This is a genomic window from Kitasatospora sp. NPDC034035, assembly GCF_055575755.1.
Window position 1 is genome coordinate 71776 of record NZ_JBVISA010000019.1, and the last position, 19197, is coordinate 90972.

Annotated in this window: 14 protein-coding genes; 4 read left to right on the plus strand and 10 right to left on the minus strand. The window is 74.6% G+C overall.

Going from position 1 to position 19197, the window contains the following annotated elements:
* Positions 1-169 precede the first annotated feature (169 nt).
* From ACZ52J_RS25615 to ACZ52J_RS25635, 5 genes are all read right to left on the minus strand, one after another.
* Positions 170-2725: an FtsX-like permease family protein gene (locus tag ACZ52J_RS25615; protein ID WP_465622055.1), complete on the minus strand. Its 2556-nt coding sequence runs from the start codon at positions 2723-2725 to the stop codon at positions 170-172.
* On the minus strand, positions 2722-3564 hold the full coding sequence (locus tag ACZ52J_RS25620) for an ABC transporter ATP-binding protein (RefSeq protein WP_465622057.1): 843 nt from the start codon (positions 3562-3564) through the stop codon (positions 2722-2724). The genes ACZ52J_RS25615 and ACZ52J_RS25620 overlap by 4 nt, the downstream gene beginning before the upstream one ends.
* A gap of 131 nt (positions 3565-3695) precedes the next feature.
* The gene (locus ACZ52J_RS25625) at positions 3696-4484 is read right to left on the minus strand and encodes an aminotransferase class IV (protein WP_465622059.1); all 789 of its coding nucleotides are present in this window, start codon (positions 4482-4484) and stop codon (positions 3696-3698) included.
* Positions 4477-5400, minus strand: coding sequence for a GNAT family N-acetyltransferase (locus tag ACZ52J_RS25630; protein ID WP_465622061.1), 924 nt, complete (start codon positions 5398-5400; stop codon positions 4477-4479). The genes ACZ52J_RS25625 and ACZ52J_RS25630 overlap by 8 nt, the downstream gene beginning before the upstream one ends.
* 295 nt (positions 5401-5695) lie before the next feature.
* Positions 5696-6637 (minus strand): DMT family transporter, encoded by a 942-nt coding sequence (locus ACZ52J_RS25635; RefSeq protein ID WP_465622063.1) that lies wholly within the window; start codon positions 6635-6637, stop codon positions 5696-5698.
* Positions 6638-6769: 132 nt separating this feature from the next.
* Here ACZ52J_RS25635 and ACZ52J_RS25640 point away from each other — a divergent pair, with 132 nt between their 5' ends.
* The 3 genes from ACZ52J_RS25640 (at position 6770) to ACZ52J_RS25650 (ending at position 10256) form a co-directional block, all read left to right on the plus strand.
* On the plus strand, positions 6770-7672 hold the full coding sequence (locus ACZ52J_RS25640) for a LysR family transcriptional regulator (protein WP_360490554.1): 903 nt from the start codon (positions 6770-6772) through the stop codon (positions 7670-7672).
* Positions 7673-7801: 129 nt separating this feature from the next.
* Positions 7802-9292 (plus strand): MFS transporter, encoded by a 1491-nt coding sequence (locus tag ACZ52J_RS25645; protein WP_465622065.1) that lies wholly within the window; start codon positions 7802-7804, stop codon positions 9290-9292.
* Positions 9282-10256, plus strand: a complete 975-nt coding sequence (locus ACZ52J_RS25650; protein ID WP_465622067.1) for an Lrp/AsnC family transcriptional regulator — start codon at positions 9282-9284, stop codon at positions 10254-10256. Before ACZ52J_RS25645 ends, ACZ52J_RS25650 begins: the two co-directional genes overlap by 11 nt.
* 345 nt (positions 10257-10601) lie before the next feature.
* Here the strand turns inward: ACZ52J_RS25650 and ACZ52J_RS25655 are convergent, their stop codons facing one another.
* From ACZ52J_RS25655 to ACZ52J_RS25665, 3 genes are all read right to left on the minus strand, one after another.
* Positions 10602-11057: a S26 family signal peptidase gene (locus ACZ52J_RS25655; RefSeq protein ID WP_465622069.1), complete on the minus strand. Its 456-nt coding sequence runs from the start codon at positions 11055-11057 to the stop codon at positions 10602-10604.
* A gap of 168 nt (positions 11058-11225) precedes the next feature.
* Entirely contained in the window at positions 11226-12002 is a 777-nt protein-coding gene (locus ACZ52J_RS25660) for an ABC transporter ATP-binding protein (RefSeq protein WP_465622071.1), read from the minus strand.
* 48 nt (positions 12003-12050) lie between these two features.
* Entirely contained in the window at positions 12051-12251 is a 201-nt protein-coding gene (locus tag ACZ52J_RS25665) for a hypothetical protein (protein ID WP_465622072.1), read from the minus strand.
* Positions 12252-12584: 333 nt separating this feature from the next.
* Between ACZ52J_RS25665 and ACZ52J_RS25670 the strand changes: the two genes are divergently transcribed.
* On the plus strand, positions 12585-13952 hold the full coding sequence (locus ACZ52J_RS25670; RefSeq protein WP_465622074.1) for a carbohydrate-binding protein: 1368 nt from the start codon (positions 12585-12587) through the stop codon (positions 13950-13952).
* A gap of 216 nt (positions 13953-14168) precedes the next feature.
* Here ACZ52J_RS25670 and ACZ52J_RS25675 read toward each other — a convergent pair whose 3' ends face one another.
* Positions 14169-17252, minus strand: coding sequence for a hypothetical protein (locus ACZ52J_RS25675; protein WP_465622076.1), 3084 nt, complete (start codon positions 17250-17252; stop codon positions 14169-14171).
* Positions 17252-19126, minus strand: coding sequence for an HSP90 family protein (locus ACZ52J_RS25680; RefSeq protein ID WP_465622078.1), 1875 nt, complete (start codon positions 19124-19126; stop codon positions 17252-17254). Before ACZ52J_RS25680 ends, ACZ52J_RS25675 begins: the two co-directional genes overlap by 1 nt.
* Positions 19127-19197: the final 71 nt, after the last annotated feature.

The following is a 19197-nucleotide window of genomic DNA, read 5'->3' on the forward strand; positions in this document are numbered from 1 at the left end:
TCTCTCCAGTGCGTCTCATGGGCTTCTCGCCGGGGCGCCTCATGAGGCGGTCTCATGGGGGACGCCATGAGACCGCCTCATGAGGACCTCATGCACTCCTCTCATGGGAGGGCCTCATGAGCTCGTCTCACGGGGCGGCCCCATGAGTCCCGCTCATCGCCCCACCGGCCTACTGCCGCGCCGCTCCCAGCGCCGCCGGACGGGTCCGCAGCAGCGCCCGGACCGGCAGCCCGGTCGCGCCGAGGCAGAGCAGCACGGCCCCTGCCGCCAGTGGCAGGGCGAGCATCGGCGGGACGTACGGGGAAGCGTTGGCGACGCCACGGGTGACCGGCACCAGCGTGATCCAGGCGATCACCGCGCCGACCGCCAGCCCGGTCGCGGCCACCAGCAGAGCCTCCCAGCGCATCATGTCGCGCACCTGGCGCCGGGTGGTGCCGGCCAGTCGCAGCAGCGCGACCTCGCGGCGGCGGTCCAGCACGGTCATCACCAGGGTGTTGGCGGCGCTGACGGCGGCGAACCCGCCGAGCACGCCGGCCATCACGGTGTTGGCCCAGCCGCTGAGCTCCATGTCCTTGTCGGCCTGGGCGACGAACCCGGCCCGGTCGGTCACGCTCGTCCCGGCCTGCGTGCCCAGCCCGGCGGCCACCGCCGTGCGGTCGGCGCCCGGCACGTCGGCGACCAGCACCTGGCTGTCGTACCCGGTGGTGACGTGCTCGGCCAGGGCCGCCCGGGGCAGCACCGCCTGGCCGACGCCGAGCCCGCGTTCGTACACGGCGACCACGGCGGGCCGGACGGCGGTGCCATCGCCGAGGCGCAGCGGGACGCGGTCGCCGACCTTGGCATCCAGGGCGTCGGCCAGGGTGGTGCTCAGGGCGATGGTGTCGGTGGCGCGGCCGAGGTCGGCGAGTGAGCCGCTGCGTACGCCCAGGTCGAGCACCTTGGGCAGCCGGGCCGGGTCGCCGTCGACGCCGAGCGCGGGGGCGGAGCTCAGCCGGCCGCCGCTCTCGAGGACCAGGCCGGTGCGGAGCACGCCGACGGCGGTGTCCACGCCGGGTACCTTGGCCGCCCGCTCGGCGGTCCCGGCGGGCAGGCCGGGGCCGGTGGTGCCGATCACGTGGTCGGCGGTGATGCCGGCCCGGACGTTCTCGCCGGTGGTGTGGCGCAGGGTGCTCTGCAGGATCAGCAGGGTGCCGCAGAAGGCGGTGACCAGGACGATCGGGGTGATCGCGGAGGCCAGCCGGCGGGCGTTGGCGCGGGTGTTGTCGGCGGCCAGCGAGCCGGGCGCGCCGCCGGCCCGCAGCGGGGCGCCGAGCACGGCGGCGGCGATCCGGGCCACCCACGGGCCGAGCAGGGCGACGGCCGTCATGAAGCACATGACCACGCCGAGCGCGGTCTGGGCGGCCTTGGCGCCGTCGAGGGAGGCGGCGAGGGCGGCGACGGCGATGCCGCCGCCGGTGAAGACCAGTCCGAGGAGGGTGCGCACCTTGCCCGGGCGGGGCGCCTCGACGGCGGCCTCGCCGAGTGCCTCGGCGGCGCGCAGCTTGGACGGTCGGCGGGCGGCCAGGAAGCCGGCGGTCAGCGCGGCGAGTGTGCAGGTGAGGACGGCGGCGAGCATCGGCAGTGGGCCGACGTCGAGGCGGATGCCCTCGGGGACGGCGCCGCGTTCGGCCAGCTGGCCGAACCACCAGCGGGCGAGCGCGAGTCCGGGCAGGATGCCGAGCGCCGCGGCGACCGGGGCGATCAGCATCGCCTCGGCGGCGATGGTTCGGCGGATCTGGCGCGGGGTGGCGCCGATGGCGCGCAGCAGGGCGAACTCGCGGGCGCGCTGGCCGGTGGCGAGGGCGACGGTGCTCATCACCACGAAGATCGCGGTCATGGTGGCGTAGCCGCCGAAGGTGCCGCCGAGGGCCATCAGCGTCGTCCGGGCCTCGCCCAGAGCGGGGTGCTCGACGGTGCCCCGGTCGTCTCCCGAGAAGACCTTCGCCTCGCCGCTGACGGCCTGGCGCACCTGTGTGGCGAGCGCGGCGGCGGTCACGCCCGGGCGGGGCTGGACGGCGATGGCGTCGATCCGGCCGGGGTGGCCGGAGAGGCGGTCGGCGGCGGTGTCGGCGAACCAGGCGGTGGGCCCGGCCGTCTGGGCGGCGGCGAGGCCGGAGACCCGGTAGCTCGCGGTGCCACCGGGCGCGGTGAGCGTGAGGTTCACGCCGGGCGCGAGGTGGGCGGCGCGCGCGGTGTCGGCGTCGAGCACGACCTCGTTCGCGCCGGGTGCACGGCCCTCGGTCAGCTTGTCGGCCGGTCCCGCGATGCCGAGGGCGGCGTAGCCGCGGCCGGTCAGGGCCGGGGTGTCGTTCGCGGCGGTATGCGGGAAGGCGGTGAGCGGGAAGGCGGTGAGCGGGAAGGCGGTGTCCGGCCGGGCGACCGCGACCCCGGGCAGGGCGGTCAGCCGGCCTACCAGCGCAGCGTCCGCACGGGCCCGCTCCGGGGTGGCCTGCTCCTGGGTCTCGGTGTCCTCGCCGACCTTCTTCTGGATCTTCACCGTCTGCTCGGCCGCGACCACCACGGGCGCGGAGGCGTACCGGTCGGGTTCGAGGCCGGCGGTCAGGCCGGTCTGCAGCAGCACGCCGCAGGCCGTCACGACGGCGGCGCCGAGCAGCAGGGCGACCAGGGTGCCCACGAAGGAGGCGGGACGGAAGCGCACCGAGGCGCGGGCGAGTCCGTTGGTCATGCCGCCGCTCCCACCCGGCGGGCGGTGAGCGCGACCATCCGGTCGGCGACGGCCTGCGGGCTGGGGTGCGGCAGGTCGTCCACGATCGTGCCGCCGGCCAGGAACAGCACCCGGTCGGCGAAGGAGGCGGCCACCGGGTCGTGGGTCACCATGACGACGGTCGCGCCGAGGGAGTCCACGGCCTGCCGCAGCAGGGCCAGCACCTCGTGTGCGGTGCGGGTGTCCAGCGCGCCGGTGGGCTCGTCGGCGAACAGCACGTCCGGGCGGGTTATCAGCGCGCGGGCGATCGCGACCCGCTGCTGCTGGCCGCCGGAGAGCTGGCCTGGCCGCCGCCGGGCGTGCTGCCCGAGGCCGACCCGTTCCAGCAACTCCCGCGCCCGGGCGCGGTCCTGGCGCTCCCCGGCGAGCCGCTGCGGGAGCAGCACGTTCTGCTCGACGCTCAGCGAGGGCAGCAGGTTGAAGGACTGGAAGACGAAGCCGATCCGGCTGCGGCGCAGCTTGGTGAGCCGGTTCTCGCTCAGCGCGGTGATCTCCTCGCCGCCGAGCCGGATCTCCCCCGCCTCCGGGCGGTCCAGGCCCGCAGCGCACTGCAGGAAGGTCGACTTGCCGGAGCCGGAGGGGCCCATCACGGCGGTGAAGCTCCCGCGGGCGAGCGCCAGGTCGATCCCGCGCAGCGCCTGCACCGCCGCCTCGCCGCGCCCGTAGGTGCGGCGTACGCCGCGCAGTTCGATCGCGGGGGCCGCCGACGGTGCGGCGTGCGGGGCACCGTCGTACGCGTCGGTGGCGTACGGGTGGGTCACCCGCTCGTCGGTCCTGCGGCGGTCGTGGCGGCGTGCCATGGAGGGGCCTTCCTTCGGTTCTGCGTCGCTCGTCGTCAACGTGTTTCGCTCGTCGTCAACGTGTTCAACGCTAGGAAGTCCGGGCCCCGCGGGCCATGGAGGTCACCGGCGGAACGGGGGTGGGGTTATCCCTACACCGCTTCGGCGGTGGTCCCGAGGTAGGCCGCGCGCAGCTCGGCGAGCACCGGGTGGGCGGGGTCGAGGGTGGTGCCGTCGACGGCCGCCAGCGGCCGGACGCCGATGCCCGCGTTCACCGCGAAGGCGGCTGCGAAGCGGCCCAGCGCGGCGGCGGGCAACGGCTCGCGGGACTGCGGGCCCCGGTACGCCCGGGAAAGCAGGGACTCGGTGACGCCAGGCAGGCTCGGGCCTTCCGGCCAGACCAGCCTGTCCTCGTCCAGGAAGCCGACGTTCCAGGTCGCGCCCTCGGTCACCCGGCCGTCCGTGTCGATCAGCAGCACGTCGTCGTAGCCGGCGAGTTGGGCCTGCCGCCGGTGGTGGACCAGGCCGAACAGGCCCACGTGCTTCACCGCCGGCAGTTCCCGCCGGTACACCGAGGTGCGCACCCGCAGCGGGGCGGGCTCCGCCGTCGCGGCGGGGCGGGTGGTGACCAGCAGGGCGGGTGCGGCCGGGGCGGCGGGGCGTTCCAGACCGAGGGCCGGGTCGTACACGGTGACCCGGACGATCACCGGTTCGCCGCCGGCGGGCAGCACCGCGCGGATCCGCTCCCGCACCGCCGCCCTGTCCAGCTCGACGGCGAACAGCGTGCGGCAGTCACGGACCAGCCGGTCCAGGTGCAGCGTCAGGCCGCGGACCCGGCCCGCCTCGGCGCGCAGGGTGGTGAAGTGCCCGTAGTTGAGCAGCCCCAGCGCGGCCAGCCGCGCCGGGTCGGCGGGGGCGCCGTCGATCTCGATCTCAGCCATCCCCCGAGTCTGCCAGCTGCGACGACGGGACCGAGGCCTGCGACGGGGCCTGCGTCGCCGCCCGCTCCGGGGCTTGTGCCGGGTCCCGCTCCGGGTACTGCACCGAACCCTGCGTCGGGCTCTGCGGAGCGGGGACCGGCGCAGGGCCGTACGGGGAGGACGCCGGGCGGGGGGCGGCCCGCTCGAACTCCTCGATCCGGTATGCCAGTCCCTCCGGCTCGCCCGCGTCCGACCAGCGCCACGCCTCCGCCCACCACTGCGGGCCGCGCACCAGCGGGAAGCCCGCCAGCGCCAGGTGCAGGGCCAGCGTCGAGCGCGCGTAGTCGTGGACCCAGCCGTCGGCGCCCCGGTAGTCGGCCGTCTCGTCCAGCCGCAGCCAGCGGCCCTCGCGGCCGGCGGTCAGTATCGGCACCCAGCCGCGCAGCCGGTCGGCGACCAGCAGGAGCAGCCGCCCGTCCTCCTCGCGCACCCGGTAGGAAGGGAGTTGGGGCATCCGCGCGAGCGCGAGCGAGCGTTTCCAGCCGACCGCCCACAGCCCTCGGCGCAGGTAGTAGCGGACAGCCGGCTGCCAGGTCCAGTGCGCCTCCAGCCGGAATCCGGGCAGGCCCTCGGCGGTGGCCGCCGCGTACACCTCGTCCAGCGTGGCGGCGGCCAGCCCGCGACCGCGCGCCACCGGGCTCACATAGAGGGAGGAGACGGCGAGTTGGCCCGGGCCCTTGGTCCAGTTGTCGACCGCGACGGTGCCCACGACGGCGCCGTCGTCGCCCTGGATCCAGTACCTCCGGCGGTACAGCTCCCCGCCGGGCCACTCCCGGCCGCTCTCGCCCAGCCGCTCTCGCCAGCCGCGCTCCGCCGACGGCGCCAGCCCGTCCGGGTCCACCAGCGCGCCCAGCTCGCCCTCCACAAGAGACGCCAAGTCCCAGAGGGCGAACCGCCGTTCGTCCCCCTCGGCGACCGCCCTCAGCCGCGGCCCCGCCGCCAGCCGGTCCTGTGCCCGCTCAACCGCCGCATCCCACGCCCTCACCACGCCGCCACCCTAGCGGGGCCCGAAGACATTCCGTAATTCATTGGACACCGAACGTCAGGTCGGGTACGAATGCGCTGTCCGATCAGCCCGGTTCCCGTCGGCTTGTCCCGGGTGGGCCCGTTCAGGGAAGGAGATCCCCATGCGCGGCATCTTCGTACGCGCCGTCGTCGGGGCGGCGCGTGCCCTATCCGACGGTCTGGCCCGCCTTCGGGGTCTGGTCCGCCGCGCCGGTCGCGGTCCGGGGGCGGGGGCGGGGGCGGGTCAGCGCCACCGCCGCGATCACCAGGACACCACCGGCCAGGGCGTTCCAGCCGACCGGCTCCGCGAGGAACAGCGCACCGATCGCGGTGGACCACAGCGGCATCACGTAGGCGACGGCCGAGGCCACCCCGGTGCCCGCGGTCCGGACCAGGCCGAGGTTGAGCAGGTACGCCAGGCCGGTGCCGACCACGCCGAACACCAGCAGGGCGACGGCCGGGCCGGCTCCGGGCCAGTGCGGGGCGCCCGCGGCGAACGGCACGATGACGGCCAACTCGGCGGTGGCGCAGCCGATCTGGAGCGCGGAGAGGGTGGTGACCGACTCCGGCCGACCGGACAGGAAACGCCGCAGGTAGGCGAAGCCCGCCCCGTAGCAACAGGCGGCGGCCAGGCAGGTGAGGCCCCCGACGGCCGTACCGGATCCGATGCCGCGCCAGACCCCGAGCACGGTGAGCACGCCGACGAAGCCGAGGGCGAGGCCGGTGAGCCGGCGGGCGCCCGGGCGGCGTTCCTCGGGGACGGTGAGCACCGTGAGCAGCAGGGCGAACAGCGGAGTGGTCGCGTTCATCACCCCGGCGAGCACCGAGCTGGCCCTGGTCTCGCCGAACGGGAACAGGATGAACGGCACGGTGTTGAGCAGCACCGCGACCACCGCCGAGTGCCCCCACAGCGCACGGTCACGCGGGACCTTCTCACCGCGCAGCACCAGGACCGCGCCCAGCGTGGCCGTGCCCAGCAGGCACCGCCACAGCGCCACCCAGACCGGGGGCACCCCCGCGTCGACCGCCACCTTGATCAGGGCGAAGCTCGCACCCCAGATCGCCGACAGTGCCGCAAAACCCGGCAACCAGCGCCGCACCGCAACCACCCCCGCATTCCTCCGGTGTTCCCTGCACCTGGACAGAGGATGGTGCGACGTTCGACCATGAGTCCAACAAGTGGCATTCCGACCTGGATGAGGAAGTCTCGTGACCCGAGGTCACACGCCCCAGGGCGTCCGATGACCACGGAGGTCAACCTGGCCCAGCTCAGGGCTCTGGTCGCGGTTGCCGACACCGGCGGCTTCGGCGCGGCCGCCGACGAACTGGGTATCAGCCAGTCCGCCGTCTCACACGCCGTGGGCGCGCTGGAGCGGGCCCTCGGCGCACCCGTCCTGATGCGCGGCACCCCCTGCCGGCCGACCCCGCTGGGCGAGCAGGTCCTGCCGCACGCCCGTACGGCCGTCGCCTCCGCCACCGCCGTCCGCCTCATCGCCACCCAGCACACGGGCGGCCTGACCGGCACCGTCCGGCTCGCCGCACCGACCACCGTCTGCCAGGCGCTGCTGCCCGGGCTGCTGCGGGACTGGAAGGCCGCGTACCCGGAGGTCACCGTCCGGGTCTTCGAGGGTGAGGACGCCGAGCTGACCGCCTGGCTGGAGGCCGGCACGGTGGACGCCGCCGTCCTGGTGGACGCCGGGCCGCTCCAGCCCGGGGCGGTCGCGCTCGGTGCCGACTCGATGCACGCGCTGCTGCGCCGCGACCACCCCCTCGCCGGTCAGGAGACCATCCACGTCACCGAGTTGGAGGACGACGACTTCCTGCTCTCCGAGGGCGGCTGCGAGCGCCACATCCGCGAGGCCTACCGGCGGGCCGGCACCCGCTTCGCACCCCGGCACCGGATCCGCGACCTCAACACGCTGATCGGCATGGTGCACGCGGGCGTCGGAGTCTCGGTGATGCCCGCGCTGGCACTGACCATGCTCCCGGCCGACTGCGTGCTGGTCCCGATCCGGCCCGCCGTCCACCGGACGCTGACGCTCACCGGACCGGCGAGCCGGCCGTGGTCCCCGGTGGTCAGCGGGCTGCTCGCAGGAGTGGGGGCGATGACGAAGGGCAAGGCTCTGGCCGGGTCGCCGGCCTGAGTGGAGTTTTTCGGCTCTGCGGGCAGGGTTAATGGAACTTCCCGTCGATACGGGCGGCAGCAGCTGGTCGGCACGGGCGTACGGCCGGAGGGTGACGGCATTCCGGCCGTACACCCGAGGGAGGACCCGTTGTCCGCACACCCGCTGCCCCCGCCGTCCGCACGCCCGACAACCGAGCAGCCGACAACCGAGCAGCCGACGCCCGTGAACCCGCGCCGCTGGTGGGCGCTCTGCGCGCTGCTCACCGCGGAGGCGATGAACCTGCTGGACGCGACGATCGTGCAGGTCGCCGCGCCGCGCATGCGTGCCGACCTCGGCGGGCCGGCGGCGGCCGTGCCCTGGCTCACCACCGCGTACACCCTGCCGTTCGCCGTACTGCTGCTCACCGGCGGGCGGCTCGGCGACCGGGCCGGACGGCGGCGGGTGTTCCGGATCGGGGTCGCGGGCTTCCTGCTCGCCTCGCTGGCCTGCGCCTGCGCGCCCACGCTCGGCGCGCTGCTCGCCTTCCGGGCCGTCCAGGGCGCGGCCGCGGCCGTGATCGTCCCGCAGACCATCGGCCTGATCAAGGCCATGTTCCGCGGCCCGGAGACGGCCCGGGCCCTCGGCACGATCGGGCCGGTGATGGGGCTGGCGGCCGTCGCCGGCCCGGTGCTCGGCGGGGTGCTCACCCACGCCGACCTGTTCGGCTCCTCCTGGCGCGCGGTCTTCCTGGTCAACCTCCCACTCTCGCTCGCCGTCCTCGCCCTCGCCCCGCTGCTCGCCGAGGACCGCGCCCCGCGCCGCCCCGGCCTCGACCCGGCAGGCAGCGCGCTCGCGGCGCTCGCCACCGGGCTGGTCGTGCTGCCGCTGCTGGCCACCGGAAGCACCCCGCCGGTGTGGACGGCTGCCGGAGCGGTCGCCGCGGTGGTCTTCGCCGTCCACCAGCGGCGCGGGGCCCGGCGCGGCACCGACACCCTGGTCGAGCCGAGCCTGTTCACCTCCGTACGGTTCCCGGCCGCGATGGTCGTCCTCTCGCTCGCCTTCGCGGCCACCACCGGGCTCACCCTGGTCGTCGTGCTGCAGCTCCAACTCGGCAGTGGAGCCGACGCGTTGGCCTCAGGCCTGACCCTGCTGCCGATGTCGGCCGGGCTTGCGGTCGGCTCCCTGTGGGCGGGCGCCTCCCTGGTCCGGCGGTACGGGGCGCGGGTGATGCCCGTCGGGCTGGCCGTGATGGCGGTCGGGGTGGTGTCCGCCGTCGGCGCCTACCGCACGGGCCAGCGGCCGGAGGCGCTGCCCTACGCGCTCGCCCTGGTCGGGCTCGGGCAGGGACTGTTCACGCCAGCCTTCTTCACCACCGCCCTGAAGCCGCTGCGGCCGCAGGAGACCGGCTCGGCCGCAGGCCTTCTCAACGCCGTGCAGCAGCTCGGCTCCACACTCGGCGTCGCCGTGCTCGGACGGATCTACCTGGCCGCCCCGGACACCGCCGGGGCGCAGCGCGCCTGCTGGCTGGCGGTGGGGGTGCTGGCGGCCGCCGCCGTGGCGGTCCGGCTGATGAGCAACTCTCATGGCGCTCGCACCGCCAGCCACACGGCAGAATCGGACGGTGTGTCCGACCACCGGGAACCCACACATGCTCGATGACCTCGACCGCGCGCTCGTCCACGCCCTGCGCGTCGACGGGCGCGCCCCGTTCAACCGGATCGCCGCTGTCCTCGACGTCTCCCCGCAGACCGTGGCACGCCGCTACCGGCGGCTGCGCGCCGAGGCCGGGCTGCGGGTGGTCGGGCTCGCCGACCCGCACCGGGCCGGACGGTCCCAGTGGCTGCTGCGCCTCACCGCCGGGCCGCACACCGCCCAGAACCTCGCCCAGGCGCTGGTCCGGCGCGCCGACACCGCCTGGGTGAAACTCACCTCCGGCGGCACCGAGATCACCGCCATCGTCGACACCGGTCCCGGCCCCGACGGCCACAGCCTCCTCCTGCGCGACATCCCCCGCACCGCCACCGTCACCGGTGTCTCCGCCCACTGCCTGCTGCACACCTATCGGGGCGGCCCGTCCGCCTGGCCAGTCAGCACCGAGGCACTCAGCGAGGAACAGCAGGACCGGCTCCGCCCGGTCGCCGTGAGCCCTCCGTCCGGCGGCCTCGACGAGGCCGACCACGCCCTGCTCGGCGCGCTGCACCGTGACGGCCGCACGCCCCTCGGCGACCTCGCAGCCGCGACCGGCCGCACCCCGGCCACCGTCGCCCGCCGGCTCGCCGAGCTCCGGGCGGACGGCACGGTCTTCCTCGACGTGGAACTCGACGCCCGGCTCCTGGGCGCGGACATGCAGGCACTGCTCTGGCTGAGCGTCGCGCCCGCCCACCTCGACCACGTCGGCCGCGCCCTCGCGACGCACCGCGAACTCGCCTTCGTCGCCGCCACCACCGGCCCCAGCAACCTCACCGCCCTCGCCCTGTGCACAGACCCGGCCGACCTCCACCGGTACGTGACACAGCAGTTGGGCGCGGTCAAGGAGATCACCGCCCTGGAGTCCTCCCCCGTCCTGCGCACCCTCAAGGCCGCCGGCCCGGTCCCGGCACCGCCGGGGCACGGACGCCCCTGACCGCGCCGCGACCGAGTGGGTGGCCCCACCCTCACACCGGCGGGTGGAACAGTCGACACCCTCCCGGCCGCGGGCGAGCGCCCGCCGGGACCGAAGCCGGACGTTCTCGCCGACCTCCCGGACGCCGCCCCCCAAGGCGACGCCCGCCACGGGACGGGATCTCGCCAGACGCCGCCCCACCTCCCGGGCAAGCGCCCGAACCACCCCGGACCCCGAACCACCCCGGACCCCGAGCCATCCCGGGCCCCAGGCCACCCCGGACCCCGAGCCATCCCGGGCCCCAGGCCACCCCGGACCCCGAGCCATCCCGGGCCCCAGGCCGCCCCGGACCGTACGACCGGCCGCTCAGCCCCGCAGCCGGACGCCGTCGAGCACCACGCCCACGACACTCCGCGCCGGGACGGCGCCCCACGTCCGGGAGTCCGTGCTGAACTCCGGGTTGTCGCCCAGCAGCACCACGTGCCCGCCCGGCACCGTCCCGCCCGCCACGACCGGGCGGACGGACTGCGGGACCGGGTCACCGGGCAGCGCCGCCAGGCGCTTCACCAGCAGACGGTCCGGCTGCCGCCGGGCCGGGCCACCGCCGGGCGCGGCGAGCCCGTCCGGGGAGACCACCACGATCCGCCCCGCACGCAGCCGGGCCAGGCCTCGGCGCAGCACCAGGACGCGCTGGCCGGGCCGCAGGGCCGGGCTCATGCTCGGCCCTGACACCACGACCACCGACAGCGCCACCCGCAACAGGACGACGAGGGTCATCACCGCCGCCAGCACCGCACCGCCGACCACCGACCACAGCCCCACCGGCACACCTCCTCCGCTCAACGGGCCGACCGGCCCGACATCCCGGCCCGCCGCAACACCGCAACACCGCGACGGCCGACGGCCGTTCCCGTCCCCACCTGCCGGCCACTGCCCCGCACCTTCCGGTCGCTGCCCCGCACCTCCCGGCAACTGCCTCGCACCTTCCGGTCACTGCCCCGCGCGACCCGACACCACCGCGTCCTGGTAGCCGGAGGCCTGCAGGGTGAACAGCTCCGCGTAGCGCCCGCCGAGGGCCATCAGCGCGTCGTGGGTGCCTTCTTCGACCACCTGGCCGGCGCCGAGGACGACGATCCGGTCGGCGTCGCGGACCGCGCTGAGCCGGTGGGAGATGACCAGGCTTGTGGCGCCCCGGCGCAACTCCCGCACGTTCTCGTGGAGTTCCTGTTCGGCTTCCGCGTCGAGGCCCGCACTGGGTTCGTCCAGGATCATCAGGTCGGCGTCGCCGCGCATGAACGCCCGGGCCACGGCGAGGCGTTGCCACTCCCCGCCGGACAGGGAGTGGCCCCAGCCCGCCTCCGTCACGCCTTCGGGCAGGAAGATCCGGCTGAGCAGGGCCCCGTACCCGCCGTCCAGCCGCTGCACCCGTTCGTGGATGCCGGCCGCACGGGCCGCGTCGGCGACGCGGGCCCGGTCGTCAAGGTGGGCGAGGCGGCCGAGGCCGATGTTCTCGCCGGCGGTCAGGTCGTAGCGGCAGTAGTCCTGGAAGACCACGCCGATCCGCTGCCGGTACTCCTCGGGCGGGAACTCCCGGATGTCGACGCCGCCCCAGAGCACCCGGCCGCGGTCCGGGTCGTAGAGCCGGCAGAGCAGCTTGACGAGGGTGCTCTTGCCCGCGCCGTTGAGTCCGACCAGGGCGGTGACGGAGCCGGCCCGCAGGGTGAGGTCGACGCCGCGCAGGATCCACGGCGCGTCGGACGGGGGCACCGGCGGCCGCGTGTCAGCCGGCCGGTTCGGTCAGCAAACCGGGGCGGGTCAGCAGCCGCCGACCATGACGTAGGTGACACAGGACGGCTTGACCGCACAGTTCCAGGAGCAGCACTCCGTGACGTACAGGTTTTCGCCGCTGCAGTGGGTGGTGGTGCCGGCCGGGCAGGCGCAGTAAGCGTCCGCGACATTCGTGTTGCGGCCGCCGGAAACCACGCGGTCGACCAGGTTGAGAACCGCCTGAACCATTGTGTTCCTCCGCTCGGGAAGGTGGATTGGAGAGGCTGTGCATTTACCCACGAGATCTCGCGGGTCGAAAAGCCAACTGACCGTTCGAGAGCTTGTCTAGACCAACTTCGAAAGCCGCCAACGCGCGGTGATCCGGAATCGAAGGCTCCTGTCCCCTGGCGTTCAGACTCGCGCTCCACCAGGTCTTGACCCATCCCACGAGACAGGTCTATACCAGTGGGAGCCTGCGGCAACCACCCCACGCCCCTGGGCCGTTCGGCCTGCCGCCGCGCCACCCCCACCTCCGGCGCGAACGGGCGCCTCCCCCCACCGCCGTTTCCTGGAAGGCCTCCGATGGAACGTGCTATTCCCCCACACCCCGTCAGCCAGGAACACTCCACCGGCTCGCACCACTCCGCCGGCTCGGAACACTCCACGGACTCGCAACACTCCGCCGGTCACCGGCGCCGCTCCCGCCGGGCCGCCCTCGCCGTGACCGGCGTGCTCGGCCTGGTTGCCGGGGGCGTCGCCGCACTGGCCGGCACCGGCTCCGCCTCCGCGGACACCGCCACCACCACCGCGACCGGCCTGGGCAGCAACTGGTACGCCTCCGCGCCGTACCTGATGCCCGAGGACAACAGCCCGCCGGACGCGGCCGCCGTCATGGACGCCACCGGTCAGAAGGCCTTCCAGCTGGCGTTCATCCTGGCCCAGGGCAACAGCTGCTCCCCCGCCTGGGGCGGCACCTCCTCGATCGACACCGACAGCACCATGCCGAACGTCATCCAGACCATCCGCGGCAAGGGCGGGGACGTCTCGGTGTCGGTCGGCGGGTACGGCGGCACCAAGCTGGGCCAGGTCTGCGGCACGCCGGAAGCGACTGCCGCCGGTTACCAGAAGGTGATCACCAAGTACCAGCTCAAGGCGATCGACTTCGACCTGGAGGAGCCCGAGTACGAGAACACCGCGGCCATCCACAACGAGATCGGCGCCGCGCGGATCCTCCAGCAGAACAACCCGGGCCTGTACATCTCGATTACCACCGCCGGCACCAACGCCGGCACCGGCTGGTTCGGCACCCAGATGCTCAACGAGGCCAAGTCCCAGGGCTTCACGCCGAACAACTATTCGATCATGCCGTTCGACGGCGGCTTCAACGGCGCGGCGGCGCAGACCGACGCGCTGGTGAAGTTCAACCAGATCCTGCAGAGCACCTTCGGCTGGAACGAGGCCACCGCGTACGCCCACGAGGGCGTGTCGATGATGAACGGCCGTACCGACGCCGCCGAGTACTTCCGCCAGGCCGACTTCCAGACCGTACTGGACTTCGCCACCGCGCACGGCCTGGCCCGGTACACCTACTGGTCGGTCAACCGCGACCGGCAGTGCCAGGGCCCGGTGGACCCGGGGCTGTCCGGCTCCTGCTCCAGTGTGGCGCAGAACGACTGGGACTTCACCAGGTACACGGTGAAGTTCGCCGGGGCGACCCCGCCCACCACTCCACCCACCACCCCGCCGACGACTCCCCCGACCACGCCGCCGTCCGGCCCGGGCACCCCCGGCACCTGCACCGCCCCGGCGTGGAGCGCGAGCACCACGTACAACGGCGGCGCCAAGGTCTCGTACAACGGCCACAACTACCACGCCAAGTGGTGGACGCTGAACGAAGTGCCGAGCGCCAGCGGCCAGTGGGGCGTCTGGGCCGACGACGGCCCCTGCTGACCGAACCGCGCACACCGACAGGACCGGCCGAACCCCGCGCACACCGACAGGACCGGCCGAACCCCGCGCTCACCGACAGGACCGCCCGAGCCGCGCTCACCGGCCGAACCCCGCGCACGACCGTACGACGGAACCGCACGCGCGAGAGGTCCCGGGGTACACAACCCCGGGGCCCCTCGCCTCAGTTCGACGCTCGCGCCAGGCGGCCCTCCGGCGTCACTGCGGCGCCGCGAACCGCTCCCGCAGCTCCACCAGCACGTCCACCGCCTCCGGCATCCCGGCTGCCTCGCAGCGCGCGATGCCGGCGGTCAGCCGGGCCACCGCCGCCCCGGTGCGGCCGAGGTCACTGCCCTCGATCAGCGCGGCCAGCCGGACGGACTCCGCCCGAGGCGCCTCGGCCCGCTCGCCGCCCTGCTCGTACAGCGCGATGGCCCGCTCGACCTCCGCCAGCGCCTCCTCGTACCGCTCGGCGACGGCCAGGCAGCGCGCCCGCTCGTAGTGCGAACCACCGCGCAGGTACCAGGCGTTGTACTCCTGGCCGTGCTGCTCGGCGGTCGCGCCGACCGCGTCCGCCTCGGCCAGCAGGGCCAGCGCGGCGGCCAGCCCGTCCGCGCCATGCGCGCGCATCGTGGTCCGCGCCAACTCCCTCAGGGTGCCCGCCATTTGGTCGACCTGCGGGGCCCTGCCATGAGCCTCGCGGGCCCGCGCGAGCGCCGCCTCGGCCGCGTCCCAGCGGTCCGCCTGGGCGAGCGCCAGGGTGGCCTCGCAGGCGACCATGGTGTGGGTCTCCTGGTCCTCCCAGTCGGCCACCAGGTCGGCCAGCCGCAGGTACTCCTCGGCGGCGTCCCGGTACTCCTCCAGTTCGGCCAGGCCTCGGGCAAGGTCCAGCCGGGTCTGGGCGAGCATCCGGACGTCCAGCCGAGCCGCCGACGCGTCGAGCAGCACCGACTCCAGGACGGCGACCGCGTCCGCCACCCGACCGGTGTCACGCAGCACGTCGGCCAGCTGCAGCCGCACCTGGGCGGCTTCCTCGACGGCCTCCGGGCCCTTGCGGTCGTAGCGCGCGGCCGCCTCCGACAGCGCCCGGACCGCGCCACCGAGGTCACCCGTCTGCAGGCAGGAGTGGCCGAGCATCATGTACGTCGGCGCGTACGGGTAGGAGTCGTCGCCCCAGCGCACCGCCTCGGCCAGCGCCCGGTGGAACACCTCGCCGGCCTGGGCCGGTTCGCGACTCTGCAGCAGCACCTGGCCGAGCAGGCCGAGCACCCGCGGGGTTTGCCAGGGCAGCTCGGCCGCGTCCAACTGGGCCAGCGTCTTGCGCAGTTCGGCGATCGCCTCGGCCGACCGGCCCTGCCGGGCGGCGACATCGGCGGTGTACTGCCGGGAGGTGGCGGCCCGACGGGCGGAGCCCAGCTCGACGGCGGTTCGGTGGTAGCCACCGACCGCCGCCTCGAAGCGCGCGAAGGGCTCGGCGGAGGGCTCGGCGAAGGGCTCGGCGGAGGGCTCGGCGGAGGGCTCGGACATCGCCTCGACCAGGTCGTGGTGGGCCGCGTAGGCGCGGGTCTGCAGCACGATCAGGTAGTCGTCGTCGGTCAGCTCACCGGTCGCCCTCAGCTCCTCGGCCCGGGCCAGCGCCGCGTCGAGCGCCGTCCAGTCGGCCGCCCTGCCCTTGCCGCTGTCAGAACCCTCGCCACCACCGGAACCCTCACCACCCTCGGCGCCCCGACCACCGGCGCGCTCACCATCCTCACCGCCCTCGCGACCACCGGAACCCTCACCACCACCGGCGCCCTCGCCACTGGAGTCCTCGTCGAGGTCGACGATCAGTGTCCGGGTGCGCACCATCAGCGCCGCCCCGGGCATCCCCGCCGCCTCGAACAACTCGGCGGCGGCCAGCAGCCCGGCCTTGCCCTCGGCGTGCTCGTCGCGCTGCAGCGCGTCGTGGGCGCGCTGCTCGGCGAGTTCGGCGCGCAGCCGCTCGGGGCTGCCGACCTCCGTGCCCTCGGGGTGGACGAAGTCCGGGGCCGCGACGCGCTCGGCGATCCGCTTCCAGAGCCGGTCGGAGTCCGGGTGCCCGAGCACATCCAGCTCTCGGGCCCGGACCACCAGGGCGGTGAAGTCCTCCGGCTCGGCCTCGACCGCCCGGCGCGGCGCGGGCGCGAGGGCCGGGGCTGCGGCGGACAGCTCGGGCCCGACGGCGGCGCGCACGCCCAGGGCCAGCGGCTCGGTGAGCAGCGGTTCGACGGCCAGCCGGGCACGCCGCGCGGCGCTGACCGCGTCGGTGCCGTTGCGCGCGTCGAAGCGGGCGGCCAGCGCGTCCGCCTCGGTGCGCAGGTGGGCGAGCAGGGTGTCCACGGTCCAGGCGGTGCCGGCCGGGCCGCTGACGGCGAGCTCGCCGTGGCCGGCCCGGGCCAGGGCGGCGATCAGGACCTCGACGCCGGTCAGGAAGTCCAGTCGGGCGGCGGCCTCGCCGGTGACCGTGAACAGGTCGCGGTTCTCGGCGAGCAGTTCCAGGCCGCGCGGCTCGTTGCCGGACAGTGCGCAGAACTCGATGTGCCGGGCGACGGAGCCCAGCATCGACGACTTGCCGCGCGCGAAGCGGTAGCCGGTCAGGTGTCCGGAGCGGGCCTCGTCCAGCCGGCCCTGGCGCAGCAGCGGCAGCAGGGCGACCGACAGGCTGAGGTAGGGCTCCAGCTCGCAGGTGCTGTGCCCGCTCAGCACCGGGGCCAGTACCTCCAGGGCCCGGGCGTCGTCGCCGAGGTCGAGGAAGTGCCGGGCGCGGGACCGGGTCTCGCAGGCGTGGCAGTCGCTCATCTCGGAGCGCGGGCGGGCCGCCCACAGCTCGTAGGCCTCCTGGACGCCGACGCCGGTGAGGTCGGCCAGGTGGTAGCGCTCGGCGTAGTACGGCTGGAGACCGAAGCCGGCCGCACGGTAGCGGTCGCGCAGTTCGGTGAGCCAGCGGTCGACGGCCGTCAGCGGTACGTCCGGGTTGTCCCGGAGCGCGCCGGCCACCCACTTGAAGCGCCAGAACACCTGGTGGCGGGCCCACTCGCCGAAGCCGTCCGGGTCCTTGTCCCAGAGCCCCAGCACGCGGGCGAACACGACCGGGGTCTTGTTGCGCTCGCCGTCGTACTCGTAGGCCTCCATCAGCTCGAGCAGAGCCATCGAGCGGACCTTGGTGTCGTCGAACTGCTCGGCGGCGTCGACGAGTTCCTCGGCGGTGACGGTCCGGGTACGGCCGTACGGGCGGGAGTCGTTCTCGTGCAGCGCGGCCATCACCGCCTCGGGGGTGTCCAGCATCACGCCTCCTTCGAACCGTGGTGATCCGGGCGGCCGCCGGCCTCGTGGCCGAGCATGGCATGGTCGAGCAGGCTGATGAACGAGCGGTTGAGCAGGGCGGACTCGCTGGCCTTGAGCGGGCGGCGGGTCATCAGCACGGCCTGCCCGTACAGCGCCTCGACGGCGGTGACGGCCAGCTCGCGGTTGGTCACCGTCGCGGCGCGGCGCACCAGCGGGTTGAGGTGGTTGAGCACCAGCTGGGCGCGGGGCACCTCGGCGCGCAGCGAGCCGAGGATGTCGGCCCACAACCCGTCGGCCTCGTCGGCGAGTTGGGCGCGGGTGCGCTCGTGCCGGGCCTCCCGGTTGTCGAGCAGCAGGGCGGGCGCGTTGGTCGGGTGGAAGCTGCGCAGGGCGACATCGCAGTCGAACCGGCCGACCACCTCGCGGGCGATCGCGAGGAAGACGCCCGCGGCCAGCTCGGCGGCCGGGTCGACGGTGTCCAGGTGCGCGGTGACGGTGCCCGGGTCGAGGTCGGAGACCGAGACGCCGGGGCGGATCTCGGGCAGCCGGTGGACCAGGTCGCGGTCGTAGGTGTAGCCGCCGTTGACGACGCCGAGGCCGGCCGCGCCGGCGATCGGGGCGACCTGGCGGAACTCCTCGACCGTGCGGGTCACCAGCACCACCGGGTGGCTGCGGGCGAACTCGTCCAGGGTGACGTTGCCGTCGGTGGTTTCGAACGGCAGCCAGGGCAGCATCATCCGCAGCAACTCGTCGTCGTAGCGCGCGAGTTCCTTGACCGCCAGGTGGTGGACGGACAGGAAGCGGTGCAGCAGCGCCGGGTCGCTCGCGGACAGGCCGGTCAGCCAGTCACGGATCCGGGCGCCGAGCGCGTCGCGGACGGCGGCCAGTGTCTCGTCGGCGTACAGGCCCTCGCGGGAGGCGGTGGGGCGCAGGCCGTCGGTGTCGACGACGCAGCGGAGGAAGAACGCCCAGTCCGGCAGCAGTTCGTCGGCCTGGTCGGAGAGCAGCATGCCCTTGAGGTGCACCCGGTGGCCGTTGCGGCGCGAGGGCGGGGCGGCGTCCGGCAGCACGTACGCGACGCCGCGCAGGCCGACCAGCGGCAGGTCCAGCTCGATGGTGTCGAGTGGGGTGAAGTCGAAGGTGGCGCGGCAGTACTCGCCGAGCGCGTCGCGCTTGGCCAGCGGGGAGGCGTACCGCTCGGCCCACGGCGGGGTGCGGTTGACCCGGTGCTCGGTGCCGCCCGCGTCGATCACGGTGACGTCGTGGCGCAGCAGGCTGCCGAAGTCCCGGGCGAGGGTGAGCACCCGGCCGGGGCGGGTCCACTCGGCGGCGTCGGCGCGCGGGGCCAGGGTGACGGTGGTGCCCGGCTCGGGCTTGGCCTCGGCGGGCAGGGTGCGGATGGTGTAGCTGCCGTCGGAGCTGCCGCGCCACTCGATCACCGGGGCGTCCGGGGTGGCGGCGGAGCGGGTGACGACGGTGATCTCGTCGGCGACCACGAAGCAGGCGAGCAGGCCGATGCCGAACTGGCCGATGAAGTCGCCGCGGGCCTTGGCCAGGCCGGCGCCGTCGAAGCGGCCGTCGGCGTCGCGCTTGGAGCTGCGGCCGATGGTGGCGAGGAAGGTGTGGACGTCCTTCTCGGTCAGGCCGACGCCGGTGTCGGTGACGGACAGCTCGTCGTCGGCGCGGACGGTGATCCGGGCCGGCGCCTCGGGGTCGAGGGCGCGGCGGGCGGAGATCGCGTCCACCGCGTTCTGCAGCAGCTCGCGCAGGTAGACCCGCGGGCTGGAGTAGAGGTGGTGGGAGAGCAGGTCCACCAGGCCGCGCAGGTCCACCTGGAAGGTGTGCGCACTCGTCGGGTTGTCGGTAGGGGACACCGGAGGCTCTTTCGATCGCGGGTGGGGTGGGTGACGTTCAGGGGGTGGCGGCTCGGTGTCAGGACACGGCC